The sequence below is a fragment of the Flagellimonas sp. CMM7 genome, from assembly GCF_021390195.1.
Classification (GTDB): domain Bacteria; phylum Bacteroidota; class Bacteroidia; order Flavobacteriales; family Flavobacteriaceae; genus Flagellimonas.
Genome location: NZ_CP090003.1, coordinates 2,548,538 through 2,565,674, shown reverse-complemented (window position 1 = coordinate 2,565,674; position 17,137 = coordinate 2,548,538). Strand labels below are relative to the sequence as shown.

Here is a 17,137-nt window from a genome sequence, read left to right as displayed (position 1 = left end):
CTTAATGGCTATAGCGGGTGTCTTTATAGTTAGATGGTACAATGCGAGGAAATTGGAACGAAAACGAGAGGAGCTTGAGTTGCAAATGAAAAAGGAACAAAAAGAGAAATTGGCCACACTTGAAAAAGAAAAGTTAGCAAAAGAAATCAAGCTCAAACAAAACGAATTGGCAAGCACAACTTTGAATATTGCCAAAAAGAATGAGATGATTTTAGAATTAAAAAACATGCTTGTACTGCACAAGGATAAATTCTCTAATTCTCAACGATACAGGTCTTTTATCAAAAAATTAAATAATTCAGTAAAGGATACGGAAGACTGGAAAAGATTTGAGGTAAACTTTAAAGAGTTACATGAAGATTTTTTCGAACGTCTTTTAAAAAAATATCCAACCTTAACTCCAAAAGACCTAAAATTATGTGCGTACCTAAAGATGAACCTCTCTACCAAAGAAATTGCACCTCTTATGGCTATTACAATTAGAGGTGTGGAAATACATCGGTATAGATTAAGAAAAAAACTACAGATTGATAGTACAAAAAACCTATCTAACTTTTTAATAACCTTCTAATGCTACCTAGGTTATAAATTTATTGTAAAAAGAAGCTATTTTTCTACTACATCATTACCACATCACAGTGTTAAATTTTCAAGTTCTTTTTAACACCTTCTCTACTGCAAAGCCCCATAGGTGGGAAGAATTGGGCATTCTTTCCATGATGTATTTTTTATGTAATCGTATTGCGCACCAACGAGCAGCCTCTTTAATAATTTAGCAAAAATATAACTCAATCTTTGAACAATTATGAAAATTAGAAGCGTCTTATTGTTAATCTCGTTTATGTTGTTTCAAGCTGTGCTTTTCTCACAAAACAACATTACGGTATCTGGAACTGTTTCTGATAGTGAAGGGCAGCCTTTGCCTGGGGCAAATGTCATCTTAAAAGCTACTACTACAGGGGTACAAACTGATTTTGATGGAAATTACATTCTAAACAACGTGTCTGATAACGGCACTTTAATATTTAGCTATATAGGCTTTAGCCCGCAGGAAATTGATATCAATGGCCAAACCACCATTAATGTAACACTTCAGGAAGACACAAATGTTTTGGATGAAGTAGTGGTAGTTGGGTATGGAGAGTTAAAAGTAAAAGACCTCACCTCTTCTATTGTAACCGTTGATTCAGAAGTACTGGATTTAGCTCCCGTTGGGCAAGCTATGCAAGCAATACAAGGACGGGTAGCCGGAGTCCAAATAGTAAACAACGGAGGACCAGGACAATCACCCACAGTTAGGGTACGCGGAATTGGCTCATATAATACAGGTGCTTCAGGCCCTCTATTTGTTGTTGACGGTGCGTTTTTTGATGACATTGATTTTTTAAATCCTGCGGATATAGAATCTATGTCAATTTTAAAAGATGCCTCCGCAGCCGCAATTTATGGTGTGCGTGCCGCGAACGGTGTAGTCTTAATAGAAACAAAGTCCGGATCCCGAAATCAAAAACCACAAATAACCTATGATGGCTATACTGGATATCAAGTACCTCAAAATGTACTCGCCATGGCAAACGCTGAGCAGTTTACTACTTTGGCATTAGAATCTGGGTCCGATCCAGATGCTCAGTTTATTCTAAATGCGATGCAACGCTACGGGAGAAGCAGAGTAAATCCGAATATTCCTGATGTAAATACAGATTGGTACGATGAAGTAATGCGAGTTGCTTTGATACAAAACCATAGTATTGGTATTACGGGAGGCAGTGAGGATGCCACGTACGCCATTGGAGCAAACTATTTTGAGCAAGGAGGCCTTCTAAAAATGAAAAATGAATATGAACGTTTTAATCTAAGAAGTAAATTAGATTTTAAAGTAAATGATTGGTTAAAAGTGGGTGGTAATGTTGTATTCAGCAATGCAACTCGCTATGATGCCGAAAATTCGGCTTGGCGCCTAGCCTACTTTGCTGTACCAATATTACCAGTCTTTGATCCCATACTTGCTGAAAACCCCGAAGTTTTTCCAACAAATTATGCCAACGCTCAAGATTTAGGCTATCGAGGAGGTCAAAACCCATTCCCAACAATGGACTTTAGTGAGAATCGAGAAAAAATAAAGAATGTGTTGGCAAACTTTTATGCAGAAATTGATTTGGTTCCCGAAAAATTGAAGTTTAGAACAGCTTACAATCACAATTTTGAAAGTATAAACCGTCGTGAAGTTAGATTACCCTATTTCATTGGTGATAATTTCCAACGTGTTGACGCAAATCTTTTAAAACGAAATATTACAATATCCAATCAAATTTGGGACAATACGTTGACCTATACCGAATCATTTGGCAAACACAACTTAACTGCGTTGGCAGGAACTTCATTTAGGGATGAAGCGTTTGATCTTCTACAGGCTAGAGGCTTAAATTTTCCACTGACGGGAGAAGAATCATACTTTATCAACCTTGCCCAAACAATTGTCCAAGAAGACACTTTTGATGGTGGTGCCAGGGAATTTGGTTTCTCATATTTTGGAAGGGTTAACTACAACTATGATAACCGCTACCTATTATATGGGACTTTCAGAGCGGACGGTACTAATAAATATCAAGAAAAATGGGGTTACTTCCCTACCGTAGGTGTAGGTTGGGTATTGACAGGTGAATCTTTTATGGAAAACAACGGCATATTCGATTTTTTAAAATTGAGAGGTAGTTGGGGAGAATTGGGTAATGATAGAGTTCCTTCCAGCGAAGGCTCAATTACCTCAGAGGTAGTTACAACGGCCTTGGGGGATATCCTTTTTAGTGGATTAAACACCAGTAGTGATTTTACCGCCCTAAAATGGGAGGTTACTGAAGAAATCAATGCCGGACTTACTGCTCGATTGCTTAATAACAATTTGTCCATTGAAGCTGACTATTATGTTAGGGACACAAAAGATGCAGTAATACCTGTGCTAAGACCGCTTATTCCAGGTGCAACAAGACAAAATGTAGGTGAAATACGAAATACAGGCTTGGAAATAGCCATTAACTGGGATAAACGGGTATCCGAAGATTTCAGCTATAGTATTGGAGGCAATTTTACAACCTTGGACAACGAAGTATTGGGACTAGGTGGCGCCGAATTCTTGGATGCCGGTAGTGCCGAGTTCCGCCAACGATCCATAGTAGGAGAATCCATTTTTGCCTTTTTCGGCAGAGAAGTAATTGGGGTATATCAAAATGATGCTCAAATCCAGGCAGATCCGGTAGCTGTTGCCAATGACTTGGCACCAGGTGATTTTATCTATAGAGATATCAACGGTGATGGAGATATTACCGATGATGACAGAACTGTGCTGGGTTCATTTTTGCCTTCCTATTCCTTTGGAATAAATATAGGTTTCAACTATAAAAATTGGGATTTTTCAGCAAGCGGAATCGGGCAAGGTGGAAACTCCATTTTAAACCGTAAACGTGGCGAAGTTATTTTTACCAATGATACCAACTGGGATCGAGATTTTGCAGTTAACCGTTGGCACGGGGAGGGAACAACCAATAGTTATCCTTCTTCTGCGGGAATTAGAAAAGGTTGGAACCAACGCTTGAACGATTTTTTTGTTGAGGATGGGGACTTCTTTAGAATCCAAAACATAACACTTGGGTATACTATCAATAAAAATGGCCAACATAAAGGAATACCACAAGTACGAATATATGCCACTGCTGAAAAGCCATTAACGCTGTTTAACTACAATGGGTTTAACCCCGAAGTAGCAAATGGTGTAGACAACCAAACTTACCCAATACCTGCCGTGTACACCATAGGTGTAAATGTCAAAATTTAAAAAAAGTTACTATGAAAAAACTATCTAAAAGAACAAAAGCAATAACCCTGATAGCTAGCCTTTTAATGGTTGTTATCGGATGCTCGGACAAACTGGAAGAACCTGAATTGAACAACAATTTTGCAGGGGGAACAGATTTTACAAAGACAGAAGATATGACACTCTCCATCATAGGAGTGTATGAAGCTTTTCAATCACGCGGATGGGAACAACCTCTTCTAATTTCCGTCCGTGGAGATGATGTAAATGCCGGAGGTTTGGGTGATCAACAAGATTTTGCTGAGACAGATCTCTTCAACTACAACAAAGATTACTGGATGTACAATTCACTTTGGGAGAATGTATATGTGGACGTCATCACTTCTCATACTGCTATGGATCAAATCATGAGATATCAAGAATTGGCAGATGATGCAGGCAAGGCTTTAGGTGATCAATATATTGCAGAAGCCAAGGTAATTCGTGCCATTATGCTTTTCCATATTTCTCGAGTTTGGGGTGAAGTTTTCATTCCTACATCTTCAGATACCGCAGAACTTTTTGATGTGGAAGTTCTTCCTACTCAAGAAGAAGTAATGCAACATATCTCAGATCAAATGGATGAGGCCATGCCCTTTTTGTTGGATACGCACCCTAATAAAAGGCAAGATCTCCCTGGTGGTGTAACGCTTTATACTGCATTGGCTATAAAAGCTTTGGCAAATCAAGAACTAGGCAACTATCAAGCAGTTGCAGATGCCGCAGGCCAAATTATAAACTCCAATGAATTTAGTTTGTTCCCAGATTTTTATGAGCTTTTCAAAATACCCGGAAAACTAAGTGACGAGAGCATTTTAGATATGCAGTATTCTGATTTTGGGCAGGGAGAAGGTGATAGAGAATCACATCTTTACGCCCCTTATGGCCCACAAGGTTGGACACCCGCAGTGGATGGAGCAGCAAGTGGATGGGGGTTCTATGAACCCAGTATGAAATTCATCAAATTTATGCTGGATCGAGGGGAAACAACAAGGTTGGAAACCAGTGTTCTGTTTACGGATAGAGGCATTGCCGAAATTCAGGCCGATCCAAACTATGCCACCTTACCAGCTTTTGTTTCAAACACAACTAGAGATGGCGATATTATTAACGACTATGCAAGAGCACTCTTTGCCAGCGGCAAGCACTATTTACCTTCAAATCAATTAATCTCTGGAAGAACATCGTATGGCAGTAATAAAAACTACAACATAATCCGATATGCTGAAATCCTATTGGTTTATGCCGAAGCGTTGACTCAAGGAGCCTCTGCTTCTGGTATGACAGCTGATCAAGCTGTAAACCTGGTAAGACAACGAGCTGGAATGTCAGCCTTATCAGGAGTAACATTAGATCAGGTGATTGACGAGAAGTTTGCCGAGTTAGGTATGGAATGGGGCAAACGCTACTATGATATGATTAGGTTAGGAAGAGTGAACGAGTTAAGTTATGATGGAAGAACATTTACAGAAGATAAGAGTTTCCTTCCCTACCCTCAGGCTCAAGTAGACCAATTTCCTATCCTAGATAAATAATTGAACACGAAATAATTAAAACAAAAACCAATGAAACATTTAAAACAACTAGGTTTTTATATAATAGCCATGTCATTTCTTTTGGGATGTGAACAAGGCATAGATAGCATTACCGCAGTAGATTCCGGCGCCGATGCATCAGCTCCGGCAGTTGTAATTAACTCCCCAACAGAAGGTAGCAAAATAAAAGTACTGGAGGTCGTGACTTCAATAACTGTAGATTTTGAAGTAACAGACGATATTGAGGTTGCCTCTATCGAAATACTATTGGATGGAACTAAAATTGGAGATTTCAATAGTTTCAAGGACTATCGTCGCGTCCTGATTGATGATTTCGTTTATGATCAATTAACAGACGGTACTCACGAGTTAATTATCAGGGCTACAGATTTAGACGGTAAAACCACTTCCTCCTCTGTTAACTTTGAAAAAGAACCGGCCTACACACCTCTATATGCCGGAGAAACGCTCTACATGCCCTTTGATGGGGACAACTTTGATTTAGTAAACATTCGTCAAGCTGATAAAGTTGGAGACCCAGGATTCACTGGTGAAGGATTTGTTGGCATCAATGCCTATGCAGGCGCCCCGGATTCCTATCTCACCTTGCCTACAGACGGCATGTTAACAAATGAATTTAGTGCTATTTTTTGGTACAAAGTAAACGCTGATCCAGATAGAGCAGGTATTTTGGTTATAGGTCCTCCAGATGAGGCCAATCCTGATGCCCAAAATAATCGTCAAAATGGATTTAGATTTTTCCGCGAAAACGCAGGAGGAAACCAACGGTTTAAACTTAATGTAGGTACTGGAGCAGGAGAATCTTGGTTTGATGGTGGTGCAGCTGCAGATGTTGCCCCAGGTACCGATTGGACTCATATGGCATTTACTATTTCACAAAACCAAGCTACCGTTTACATAAATGGCCAGATTGTAAGCCAAGGTGATTTTGACGGTGTGGATTGGACCAATTGTGATTTGCTTTCCATTATGTCTGGAGAACCTCGTTTTTCTGGATGGAACCATAAATATGATGGCAGTAGTATGGACGAACTGCGAATGTTCAACAGAGTACTTCCACAATCTGAAATCCAAAGTATAATGACCGCAGAAGCAGGTGGTTTTGTTGGTTCTTTTGATGCAGAAATGTTCTATATGCCTTTTGATGGAAATAATACAGAAATGTTTACCAGCAGTGATGCCTCTGTTGTTGGCACTCCCAGCTTTGCTGGAGAAAGTGCCTCAGGAAGTGATGCCTATGCCGGAGCAACAGATGCATATCTAACGTTTCCAACCAATGGATTGACCACAGGTGAATTTAGTGCAACTATGTGGTATAAAATAAACGCAGATCCCGATAGAGCTGGAATACTGGTTATGGGGCCTCCAGATACAGAAGGCGCAGAATATCCAGATATTCAGAATCTAAGAACAAATGGTTTCCGCTTCTTTAGGGAAGCAGGCGGCGATGGACAGATTTTCAAACTAAATGTAGGCAACGGAACAGCAGATAGCTGGTTTGATGGTGGAGCAACGGCCTCCATACCGTCAGACACCGCAGATTGGGTTCATTTGGCCTTTACCATTTCCAATACAGAATGTGTGGTATATATAGACGGAGAAGTAGTAGCACAAGGAGATTTTACGGGAATAGATTGGACCGGTTGCGACATACTGTCCATTGGCTCAGGTGCACCAAGGTTTAATCAATGGAATCACTTATCCGATTTAAGCTACATAGATGAATTACGATTGTTTGACAAAGCATTATCTCAAGGAGAAGTGCAAAGTGTCAGAAATTCAGATTTGTAATCTAAATACAGTCTAAGAACAGAATAAAATATTTGAATTAGTTAGTTTTTATTACTTATGAGGTTAGTTTTAATTTCAGTTTTCTTGGCTGTTGCATCTTTAGTAGCGGGGTGCAATGGCCAAAAAACTACTAAAGAAAAAGCATTGGTTGCCCAAAATATCGTTAAGCCAGCCTTTTCAGACGAAGAATTGATGGACATGGTTCAACGGCAAACCTTTGAATATTTCTGGAGCGGTGCTGAACCCATTTCTGGTCTAGCCCGAGAGCGCATACACCTTGACAACATTTATCCCACACATGATAAGGATATCATTACCACTGGAGGTTCAGGCTTTGGTCTTATGGCCATATTGGTTGGTGTAGAACGTAGATTTATAACCAGACAACAAGCATTGGAACGTTTTGAAAAAGCTGTTGATTTTCTAGCTTCTGCAGATCGATATCATGGTGCTTGGCCACACTGGCTGCTATCCAGCGGAAAAACCACCCCCTTCAGTACCAAGGATGAAGGTGGGGATCTGGTGGAAACCGCTTTTTTAATCCAAGGATTGCTTACAGTAAAACAATATTTTAAAGACGGGAATAAAAGAGAACAAGAACTGGCTCAAAAAATTCAAAAACTTTGGGAAGAAGTAGAATGGGATTGGTATACCAAAAATGGTGAAGATGTTCTTTACTGGCATTGGAGCCCTAACTACGGATGGGAAATGAATTTTCCAGTTGGCGGATATAATGAAGCCCTTATCATGTATATTTTAGGAGCATCGTCTCCCACCCACCCCATAAGGAAAGAGGTTTATGAAAAAGGATGGGGAAGAAATGGAGATATCACAAAAAGTATCATGTACTACGATTTGGATACCGAACTGAACCACTATGAGCATGATTCCTCTCCTGTAGGCCCACTGTTTTGGGCTCATTATTCGTATTTGGGATTGAATCCAAACGGGCTTACCGATCAATATGGCGATTATTGGAAACTAAATACCAATCATGCCCTTATCCATTACAAACATTGTGTAGAAAATCCAAAAAAATATAAAGGGTATGGTGAAAACTATTGGGGATTGACCTCAAGTTACTCTGTTGATGGTTATGCCGCGCATAGACCAAATAAGGATCTTGGAGTTATATCACCCACAGCAGCGCTTTCTTCTATGCCTTATACACCAAAGGAAAGCATGCAGTTCTTAAGGCATTTGTATGTGGACCAAGATAGCTTGATTGGTAAGTTTGGTCCTTTTGACGCCTTTAGTCATGAAAAAAACTGGTTTCTACCAAGATATTTGGCCATAGACCAAGGTCCAATACCAGTAATGATTGAAAACTATAGATCAGGTTTGTTCTGGAAATTGTTTATGGCGAATGAAGACATTCAGAAAGGTTTGAAAAAATTGGATTTCCAAAGCCCCTATTTAAAAGTTGATGAATAGACTTTCCCTTTTTATTTTAATAAGTTGTCTGCTTCTTTCATGTGGCAAGGATGATTATACCTACACTCCTCCCGAATTCCCAGATGATGGTACCAGTGAAGTACCTGATGAAGTACCTCAGATCTCAGATGAAGAATTATTGACACTAACCCAAAAGGAAACCTTCAAATATTTCTGGGATTTTGCAGAAAGTAATTCAGGAGGGGCTAAAGAAAGATATCATCCAAATGACCCAACTAGAGATGCTCAAATAGTTACCTCAGGAGGTACAGGATTTGGACTCATGGCAATTGTAGTGGGTATTGAAAGAGGTTTTATTACAAGAAGTGAGGGTATTGAACGATTAACTACTCTTCTAGACTTTCTAGAAACGACAGATCGGTTTCATGGGGCTTGGCCGCATTGGATAAATGGTTCCAACGGCTCAGTAATTCCTTTTAGTCCAAACGATAACGGGGGAGATCTTGTTGAGACCGCATTTTTGACCCAAGGCTTAATCTGTATCAAGGAATATTTGAAAAACGGAACAGATGAAGAAAAAGTTCTAGCACAAAAAGCAGATGATCTTTGGAAAGGTGTTGAATGGGATTGGTATACTCAAAACAACGATGCACTGTATTGGCATTGGAGTCCAAATCTAGGCTTTGCCATAAACCTGGAACTTAAAGGATATAACGAAGTTCTAATTGCTTATGTTCTTGCAGCAGCTTCACCAGACCATAGTATTGCAAAAGAAGTTTATACAAATGGATGGGCTTCCAACGGAAACATTACTTATCCTAACAACAAATATGGATTTCCCCTATTGGTAAGACATGCCGGTTCAAATGAGTTTGGTGGTCCATTATTTTGGGCCCACTATTCATATCTAGGTTTAAATCCGAAAAACCTCACAGATGATTATGTAAACTATTGGGATGTCAATGTAAATCATTCTAAAATTAACTACAGCTACTGTGTTGAAAACCCAAAGAATTTCAAAGGTTATGGTGAAGATTGTTGGGGACTTACCGCAAGTTATACACGAAACACTGATGGCGGTTTGGGTTATAATGCTCACCACCCTACAAATGACACTGGTATAATCTCCCCAACTGCAGCTATTAGTTCCATACCCTATACCCCAACAGAATCCTTAAAGGCACTACATCATTTTTATAGTAAAAAAGAAAAGCTTTTAGGGCCAGCCGGGTTTTATGATGCATTTAGCCCGGAATATAATGATTGGGTAGCTGAGGCATACTTGGCCATTGATCAAGGACCTATTATCATCATGATAGAAAATTATAGAACGGAGCTTTTATGGGACCTATTTATGCAAAATGAAGATGTTCAGAATGGTCTGGACAAGTTGGGCTTTTCAACACAGTAATTAATCCTATCAGCTTTTAAAAAATCAAAAGGAGTATCCTCAAAACTTCATAAATGAACACAAGAAGTATCATTACTAGTATTATCTTTTATTTCAACATAACTGTTTTTTCGTACGGACAAACTGATGGAAAAATCCAATATATTGAAGCCTTATTGGATAAAATGACATTGGATGAAAAAATTGGGCAATTAAATTTACTTACACCTGGTGGAGGTGTCGCAACGGGTGCTGTGGTAAGTAAAAACGTTGAACAAAAAATAAAAGCAGGTCAAGTTGGAGGCTTATTTGGGGTATCTGGTCCAGATAGAATACGTATTGCTCAACAAATGGCCGTAAATCATAGTCGTCTTAAAATCCCCTTACTCATTGGCTCTGATGTAATACATGGCTATAAAACCACTTTCCCTATACCTTTGGGCACATCATGCAGTTGGGACATGGAGTTAATCCAAAAAACAGCTCGTATCGCTGCCATTGAAGCTACCGCTGATGGTATTAATTGGAATTTTTCACCAATGGTGGATGTTGCCAGAGATCCTCGCTGGGGACGTATTGCCGAGGGTGCTGGAGAAGACCCCTACCTCGGTTCTGCTATAGCGAAAGCTATGGTAAAAGGATACCAAGGAGAAGATATCTCTGTTGCCAATACCATGTTGGCCTGTGTAAAGCATTTTGCACTTTACGGCGCACCAGAAGCAGGACGCGACTACCACACTGTTGATATGGGTAGAATTAAAATGTTCAACCAATACTTACCTCCTTATAAAGCAGCTGTTGAAGCCGGTGTTTTTAGTGTAATGACATCCTTCAATGATATTGATGGAGTTCCCGCCACGGGAAACAAATGGCTGTTAAATGATGTGTTGCGAAACCAATGGGGTTTTACCGGTTTTGTGGTATCCGACTATACTTCTGTTAATGAAATGATAGCTCATGGTCTTGGAGATTTACAATCCGTATCTGCTTTAGCGCTAAAAGCAGGCTTGGACATGGATATGGTTGGGGAAGGTTTTCTTAGCACGTTAAACAAATCCATTGCCGAAGGCAAAGTAACAGAAGCTGAAATAACAACCGCTTGTAAAAGAGTTTTAGAGGCCAAATACAAATTAGGATTGTTTGATGATCCTTATCGATATTTGGATAGTAACCGCCCCAAAGAAACTATTCTAACAAAAGAGCATCGCCAAACTGCAAGACAAGTGGCCGCTAGATCTTTTGTATTGTTGAAAAACCATAATGATATTTTACCGCTTAAAAAAAATAGCAAAATAGCATTAGTTGGTCCTTTAGCAGATAGCAGAAAAAATATGTTAGGTACATGGGCTCCTACGGGGGATTCTGATTTAGCGGTGACCATCGTAGAAGGATTTAAAAACGTAGCTCCAACAGCAGATATCAGTATTGCAAAAGGGGCAAATATTTCTGATAATAACGAATTTGCAAAAAAGGTCAATGTATTTGGCCCAAGAATTGAAATTGACCCAAAATCCCCAGAAAAACTTCTTAAAGATGCATTGATTGCAGCTAACAAATCTGATGTGATAGTGGCTGTAGTAGGTGAGGCAACAGAAATGAGTGGGGAAGCAGCCAGTAGAACTGATATTTCCATTCCAGAAAGTCAGAAAAAGCTAATCAGGGCATTGGTTGACACAGGCAAGCCTGTTGCGTTAGTACTCATGAGTGGTCGTCCATTGACTATTCCCGAAGAATTTGACTTGCCAGTTGCCATTTTACAAGTTTGGCACCCTGGAGTGGAAGCGGGAAATGCAGTTGCCGATGTTGTCTTTGGTAATTATAACCCTTCTGGAAAACTTACGGCAACATGGCCCAGAAATGTAGGGCAAATACCGATTTACCATAGTGTGAAAAATACGGGTAGACCAGCATCCCAAAAATTTGAGAAATTCAAATCCAATTATTTGGATTCTCCCAACGCACCTTTGCTTTCGTTTGGTTATGGTCTTAGTTATACCGCATTTAAATATTCGAATTTGACTTTGGACAAGACTAAAATCAACCAAGGCGAAACCATAAATGCAAGTATCACACTAACAAATACAGGTAACTACGATGGTGAAGAGGTGGTGCAGCTCTATATAAGGGATGTAGTACGTAGCATTACCCCTCCCATAAGGCAATTAAAAGGTTTTAAAAAGGTATTCCTGAAAAAAGGAGAGCAGAAAACGGTCACCATCCAACTCTCACCTGATGATTTAAAATTTTATAATAGCTCAATGGAATTTGTTGCAGAACCTGGTGAATTTGAGGTTTTCATGGGAACTGATTCCAATTGCAACTTAAAACAGTCATTCACCCTAAACTAATTAAAATGAATTGGAGGTTAGGTGTCGTTTGTTTATTTTTTCTCATAATGACGTGCAAGAAAAAAGAAAGCGACATCGTCGAACAAATCAAACCTCCAAACATTATTTTTATCATGTCCGATGATCATGGAGTCCAAGCTATAAGTGCTTACGGCCATGAATTAAGTAAACTTGCCCCAACACCAAATATAGACAGGTTAGCTCAAAATGGGATTCTGTTTAAAAACGCTTTCTGCACGAATTCCATATGCGGTCCTAGTAGGGCTGTTATTTTAACAGGAAAACACAGTCATATCAACGGTTTTAGAATGAACGGAGATCGTTTTGATGGGAATCAGGCTACTTTGCCCAAATATTTACAAGAGCTAAGGTATAAAACCGCCATTGTTGGAAAATGGCATTTGCACGGAAAACCTCAAGGCTTTGATTATTGGGATATTCTTAATGATCAAGGAAATTACTACAATCCAGAGTTTATAAAAGGAAGCGACACCACTGTAGTCGAAGGCTACGTAACTGATATTATAACCAAAAAAGGGTTAGATTGGTTAAAACGAAACCAAGATACTACCCAACCATTTTTTTTAATGGTGCATCATAAGGCTCCGCACCGCAATTGGATGCCTGCATTACGGCACGCCAATTTATATGATTCCATTCAATTTCCACTTCCTAACACGTATTTTAAGCATTTTGAAAATCAACAAGCGGCGAAAGAGCAAAAGCAAACGATTTATGAAGATATGTATGAGGGACATGATCTAAAAATGAGTATTGGATATGGCAGTACAGAACTAGCTCACAATCCATGGACAAAGGATTTTGAACGAATGAGCACAGAACAACGAAAAAGATGGGATAATGCCTATTTGCCCAAAAACAACGCGTTTCATAATGCTAATCATCATGGCAAGGAGCTTGCCATATGGAAAGGGCAGCGTTATCTACAAGATTATTTGGCAACTATAGCAGGTGTTGATGAAGGTGTAGGTGAAGTTTTAGATTATTTAGAGAAAACTGGATTGGATCAAAATACATTAGTGATTTATACTTCCGATCAAGGTTTTTATTTAGGTGAACATGGTTGGTTTGATAAACGTTTTATGTACGAAGAATCTCTAAGGATGCCATTATTGGCCCAACTACCAGGAAAAATAAAACCAGGAACCATTACGGATGCTATGGTCCAAAATTTGGATTTTGCCCCTACTCTATTGGATTTGACTGGTGGAACACAGTATACCAAAAAAATGCAAGGCCAATCATTCAAAACATTGTTGGATGGGACAGCAACTGATTTTAAAGAGGTTATTTATTACCACTATTATGATTTTCCAGCTTTTCATATGGTAAAAAAACAATATGGAATACGCACCAAACGCTATAAATTAATCCATTTTTATGACGATATTGATGCTTGGGAATTTTACGATTTGAAAAAGGACCCAAAAGAGCTGTACAATGCTATTGATGACCAAGGGTACAAAGACATCATTACTAAAATGCATCAGAAGCTGGACAGTATACAAGAGCACTATTTAGTAACCGAAAAGGAGTTTGAAACTGCAACAAAAGCAGAAGTGGATGTTGCCGATAAAGCTTTTAAAAAATTAAGAGGTATTCCGATCAAATGAAAAATAAGATTCTATTGGCCATTTTGGCACTTGGCACTTCAACGATGTATGCACAACGTTTAGATGTTATGTCCTATAATATTAGATATGACAACCCTAAGGATGGTCTAAACAGTTGGGAGCACCGAAAAGACTTTCTTATTTCGCAACTCAACTTTTATGCTCCAGGGGTTTTTGGAACCCAAGAAGGATTGATTCATCAATTGAAGGACATCGATCAAGGTTTAACCGATTATTCATTTTTCGGAATTGGTCGAGACGATGGGAATGAAAAAGGTGAGTTTACAGCGATTTTCTATAATAAAGAACTGTATTCGCTATTGGAAGAGAACACCTTTTGGTTATCCACAACACCAGAAAAACCTTCTAGGGGATGGGATGCCGCATTGCCAAGAATATGTACCTACGGTTTGTTCAAAATAAATGGGACGGAGAAACAATTTTATGTTTTCAACGCGCATTTTGATCATGTTGGAAAAGAGGCCAAAACCAAAAGCTCACAGTTAATTTTAAACAAAATTAAAGAGTTGAATAAAAAGAAATTTCCTGTAATTGTTATGGGTGATTTTAATTTGGAAAGCGATGCAAAAGGCATTCAATTACTTGAAGAAGTTTTGGATGATGCACATATTTTGGCCGCCGATAATGCCTATGGCCCCGAAGGAACTTTTAATGGGTTTCATTTTACACAACCAGTAACCCGAAGAATAGATTATGTCTTTGTTTCCGGGAATACGCTCAAAGTGCTTAAAAGCGGCATTTTAAGTGATTCTAAAAATTACAGATACCCTTCTGACCACCTTCCTGTACTTGCAAAACTTGAGTTTATTGATAAATAGACAGCTAGATTTCGGGAAATCAAATAAATCCAAAAATGGTTTTGGCTATTATTAAAACCATTACTCCACCAAAAATGAGTCGTAATAGTGCAGGTTTGGTTCTATGGGCCATTTTTACACCAAACGGTGCTGCCAAAAACACACCCAACAATATAGGCAATACCAAACTCATGGAAATGTAACCAAACTGATTAGGTAATACTTGTTGTATTTGTTCTGAGGTATCAAAACTTATATAGCTGGCAGTTACCCCAATTGCCAATAACATTACCACTCCAATAGAAATAGAGCTTGCTTTGCGTATTTGGACTCCAAAAACATCTGTTAGGCTAGGAATTATAACAATGCCACCACCAAAACCAGAAAGTGCTGTGGTCACTCCCGTAAACAAACCAAGCATATAGTGCATTAGTTTCCCATTTTGGAGTTTTTCCTGTCTATTAGAAACCGTATTATTTGTGCGAAAGAATAAAAACCTAATTGCCACAAGAGAGACCATAACTAAAAAGAGTATGTCAAAATAGATTTTATCGTACCAATGAGAAGCCTTAACTATTTCGGACATCATATAACCGGCCAAAACTGCCGGAATACCAATGAGCAGAACTTCCTTAAGATAAAAATTGCCTATTCTATATTGCTTATAGCTCACGGCGAATCCATTGAATATGGTTATAAAAAGAGAATGTGCGATTATAAATTTAACCAATTCAGGCTCTGAAATACCCAATGGCGCCAGAACCAGATCCAACGCCGGAATAAGGATAACATTGCCTCCCGTCCCCATTAATCCAGAATAAAAACCATTTGCAAGACCTACTAAAAAAAGGATGACGATAAGATTTAAGGTCATTAAAGGATTGGATTAAGAAGATACTGACTGAACAAGACAACCTTGAAAATTAAAGATAAGCATACAAAAACTCCTATTTGAGTTTTTTGTAGAATTTGGTATATGTTAGATATATGTTTTTCTGAACTTTCAAATAGAGTTTTAATAACCTTAGGTAGCTAGTTGCACCCGCTTCTTTCCTTGCATAAAATTGAAACCCATCAATATTGTGATAATCAAAAAGATTATTCCGCCAATAGCAAAAACAGTAGTTGCTAAGAACTCAAACAAAACACCTCCTAAAATAAGACCAAACATACTAGCAATGCTGCCCATACTATTACCATAACCCTGTATGGCTCCCTGCATCTTAGAGCTTCCGGTTCTGGACAATAACGCCATAAAACTTGGCCACATTAAACCGTTCCCTATGGATAATAGTGTATTGGCCAAATAAATGATTATCAAACTTTTAAAGGACAAAAGTAAAAATGAAGATGCTAAAATGAAAGATCCAACAAGTATTAGTCTTTCATTGGTTATTTTCCCTTGTAATCTGGTCAGAACGGGGCCTTGTACTACAATCATAATAAGACTGGAATAAGCAAGGAAAATACCCAGTTCCGATGATGACCAATCTAAGATGGTATTGGCATATATAGGTAGGCCAGCATAAAAGAGACTAAATCCTAAAAAGGTTAAAAAATAGACCATGTATAGAAGCGGAATACCTGGTTCTTTCAAAATTCTTTTTAATCCCGTTTTTTCGGGATTGGCCTGCAATTCACCTTCTTGATAACAATTCTTATGCTCTACCTGAAAAAATCTCCGCAAAGAACGTAGGCGAATCTTCCCTGTATTTACTACACAAGGTACACTCTCTTTTAATTGCGTATTAATAACAAAAATCGCAACAAGAGAAATTAATGCGGCCAATATTAGCGGTAATATTTCTCCCAAGATGGTCGAAGCCAAGACTCCTGCAAAAGCCGGTCCCAATACAAAACCCAAGCTTGTGGAAGCTCCCATCTTTCCAAAATTCGAATTTCTATCCTCATCAGTAGAAATATCGGATAAATATGCATTGGCTACTGATACATTACCTCCGGTAAAACCGTCAAAAATTCGAGCTAAAAAAATAATGATTAAAGGCAAAGTCATCGCGTAACTCCCGGTAAGCGTTGTATTTTGAGTCCAAAGCTCTGTTTCTGGAAGGATAAAGGCCAATAAAAAAAGCGTCCAGGCAATGAATGTTCCCAACTGACTGATAACCAACACCTTTTTTCTCCCAATTTTATCCGAAAGCCTTCCTAAAATAGGAGCTCCAATGAATTGAAAGAATGGGTATGTAGCTCCTAAAATACCATATATAAAACCATTCCCTCCCATATCCGTTACTATGAAAATGAGAATTGGAATTACAATACTATATCCTAAAATACCGATAAAATTTACTAGTAAAATCGGGAAAATTTTAGGTGCTATCAGTTTTGAAAGCTTCATAA

The 17,137-nt window shown here is 38.7% G+C and carries 11 protein-coding genes; 9 read left to right on the top strand and 2 right to left on the bottom strand.

The window, feature by feature from the left end:
• Nucleotides 1-4: 4 nt before the first annotated feature.
• From LV704_RS11650 to LV704_RS11610, 9 genes are all read left to right on the top strand, one after another.
• Nucleotides 5-571 (top strand): hypothetical protein, encoded by a 567-nt coding sequence (locus LV704_RS11650; protein WP_233782030.1) that lies wholly within the window; start codon nt 5-7, stop codon nt 569-571.
• A 234-nt stretch (nt 572-805) separates the two neighbouring features.
• A complete protein-coding gene (locus tag LV704_RS11645) occupies nt 806-3,829 on the top strand; it encodes a TonB-dependent receptor (protein ID WP_163419924.1) in 3,024 nt (1,007 codons plus the stop codon).
• An 11-nt stretch (nt 3,830-3,840) separates the two neighbouring features.
• Nucleotides 3,841-5,382, top strand: coding sequence for a RagB/SusD family nutrient uptake outer membrane protein (locus LV704_RS11640; protein ID WP_163419926.1), 1,542 nt, complete (start codon nt 3,841-3,843; stop codon nt 5,380-5,382).
• A 30-nt stretch (nt 5,383-5,412) separates the two neighbouring features.
• Nucleotides 5,413-7,194, top strand: coding sequence for a LamG-like jellyroll fold domain-containing protein (locus LV704_RS11635; protein ID WP_163419928.1), 1,782 nt, complete (start codon nt 5,413-5,415; stop codon nt 7,192-7,194).
• A gap of 57 nt (nt 7,195-7,251) precedes the next feature.
• The gene (locus LV704_RS11630) at nt 7,252-8,628 is read left to right on the top strand and encodes a glucoamylase family protein (RefSeq protein ID WP_163419930.1); all 1,377 of its coding nucleotides are present in this window, start codon (nt 7,252-7,254) and stop codon (nt 8,626-8,628) included.
• Nucleotides 8,621-10,000: a glucoamylase family protein gene (locus LV704_RS11625; protein WP_163419932.1), complete on the top strand. Its 1,380-nt coding sequence runs from the start codon at nt 8,621-8,623 to the stop codon at nt 9,998-10,000. Before LV704_RS11630 ends, LV704_RS11625 begins: the two co-directional genes overlap by 8 nt.
• Before the next feature lie 53 nt (nt 10,001-10,053).
• Nucleotides 10,054-12,327, top strand: a complete 2,274-nt coding sequence (bglX, locus tag LV704_RS11620) for a beta-glucosidase BglX (protein ID WP_163419934.1) — start codon at nt 10,054-10,056, stop codon at nt 12,325-12,327.
• 5 nt (nt 12,328-12,332) lie between these two features.
• Nucleotides 12,333-13,961: a sulfatase gene (locus LV704_RS11615; protein ID WP_163419935.1), complete on the top strand. Its 1,629-nt coding sequence runs from the start codon at nt 12,333-12,335 to the stop codon at nt 13,959-13,961.
• Nucleotides 13,958-14,800 carry an endonuclease/exonuclease/phosphatase family protein gene (locus LV704_RS11610; RefSeq protein WP_163419937.1) on the top strand — a complete coding sequence of 281 codons (843 nt, stop codon included), beginning with the start codon at nt 13,958-13,960 and terminating at the stop codon, nt 14,798-14,800. Before LV704_RS11615 ends, LV704_RS11610 begins: the two co-directional genes overlap by 4 nt.
• Nucleotides 14,801-14,819: 19 nt before the next feature.
• Here the strand turns inward: LV704_RS11610 and LV704_RS11605 are convergent, their stop codons facing one another.
• Nucleotides 14,820-15,653 carry a sulfite exporter TauE/SafE family protein gene (locus LV704_RS11605; RefSeq protein WP_163419939.1) on the bottom strand — a complete coding sequence of 278 codons (834 nt, stop codon included), beginning with the start codon at nt 15,651-15,653 and terminating at the stop codon, nt 14,820-14,822.
• A 150-nt stretch (nt 15,654-15,803) separates the two neighbouring features.
• Nucleotides 15,804-17,135, bottom strand: a complete 1,332-nt coding sequence (locus LV704_RS11600) for an MFS transporter (protein ID WP_163419941.1) — start codon at nt 17,133-17,135, stop codon at nt 15,804-15,806.
• Between the last annotated feature and the right edge of the window lie 2 nt (nt 17,136-17,137).

What these genes read in the sequence shown, in the direction of transcription:
- LV704_RS11640 (WP_163419926.1), top strand. Translation starts at nt 3,841, where the DNA reads ATGAAAAAACTATCTAAAAGAACAAAAGCAATAACCCTGATAGCTAGC.
- LV704_RS11645 (WP_163419924.1), top strand. Translation starts at nt 806, where the DNA reads ATGAAAATTAGAAGCGTCTTATTGTTAATCTCGTTTATGTTGTTTCAA.
- LV704_RS11650 (WP_233782030.1), top strand. Translation starts at nt 5, where the DNA reads ATGGCTATAGCGGGTGTCTTTATAGTTAGATGGTACAATGCGAGGAAA.
- LV704_RS11605 (WP_163419939.1), bottom strand. Translation starts at nt 15,653, where the DNA reads ATGACCTTAAATCTTATCGTCATCCTTTTTTTAGTAGGTCTTGCAAAT.
- LV704_RS11635 (WP_163419928.1), top strand. Translation starts at nt 5,413, where the DNA reads ATGAAACATTTAAAACAACTAGGTTTTTATATAATAGCCATGTCATTT.
- LV704_RS11630 (WP_163419930.1), top strand. Translation starts at nt 7,252, where the DNA reads ATGAGGTTAGTTTTAATTTCAGTTTTCTTGGCTGTTGCATCTTTAGTA.
- LV704_RS11615 (WP_163419935.1), top strand. Translation starts at nt 12,333, where the DNA reads ATGAATTGGAGGTTAGGTGTCGTTTGTTTATTTTTTCTCATAATGACG.
- LV704_RS11600 (WP_163419941.1), bottom strand. Translation starts at nt 17,135, where the DNA reads ATGAAGCTTTCAAAACTGATAGCACCTAAAATTTTCCCGATTTTACTA.
- bglX (WP_163419934.1), top strand. Translation starts at nt 10,054, where the DNA reads ATGAACACAAGAAGTATCATTACTAGTATTATCTTTTATTTCAACATA.
- LV704_RS11625 (WP_163419932.1), top strand. Translation starts at nt 8,621, where the DNA reads ATGAATAGACTTTCCCTTTTTATTTTAATAAGTTGTCTGCTTCTTTCA.
- LV704_RS11610 (WP_163419937.1), top strand. Translation starts at nt 13,958, where the DNA reads ATGAAAAATAAGATTCTATTGGCCATTTTGGCACTTGGCACTTCAACG.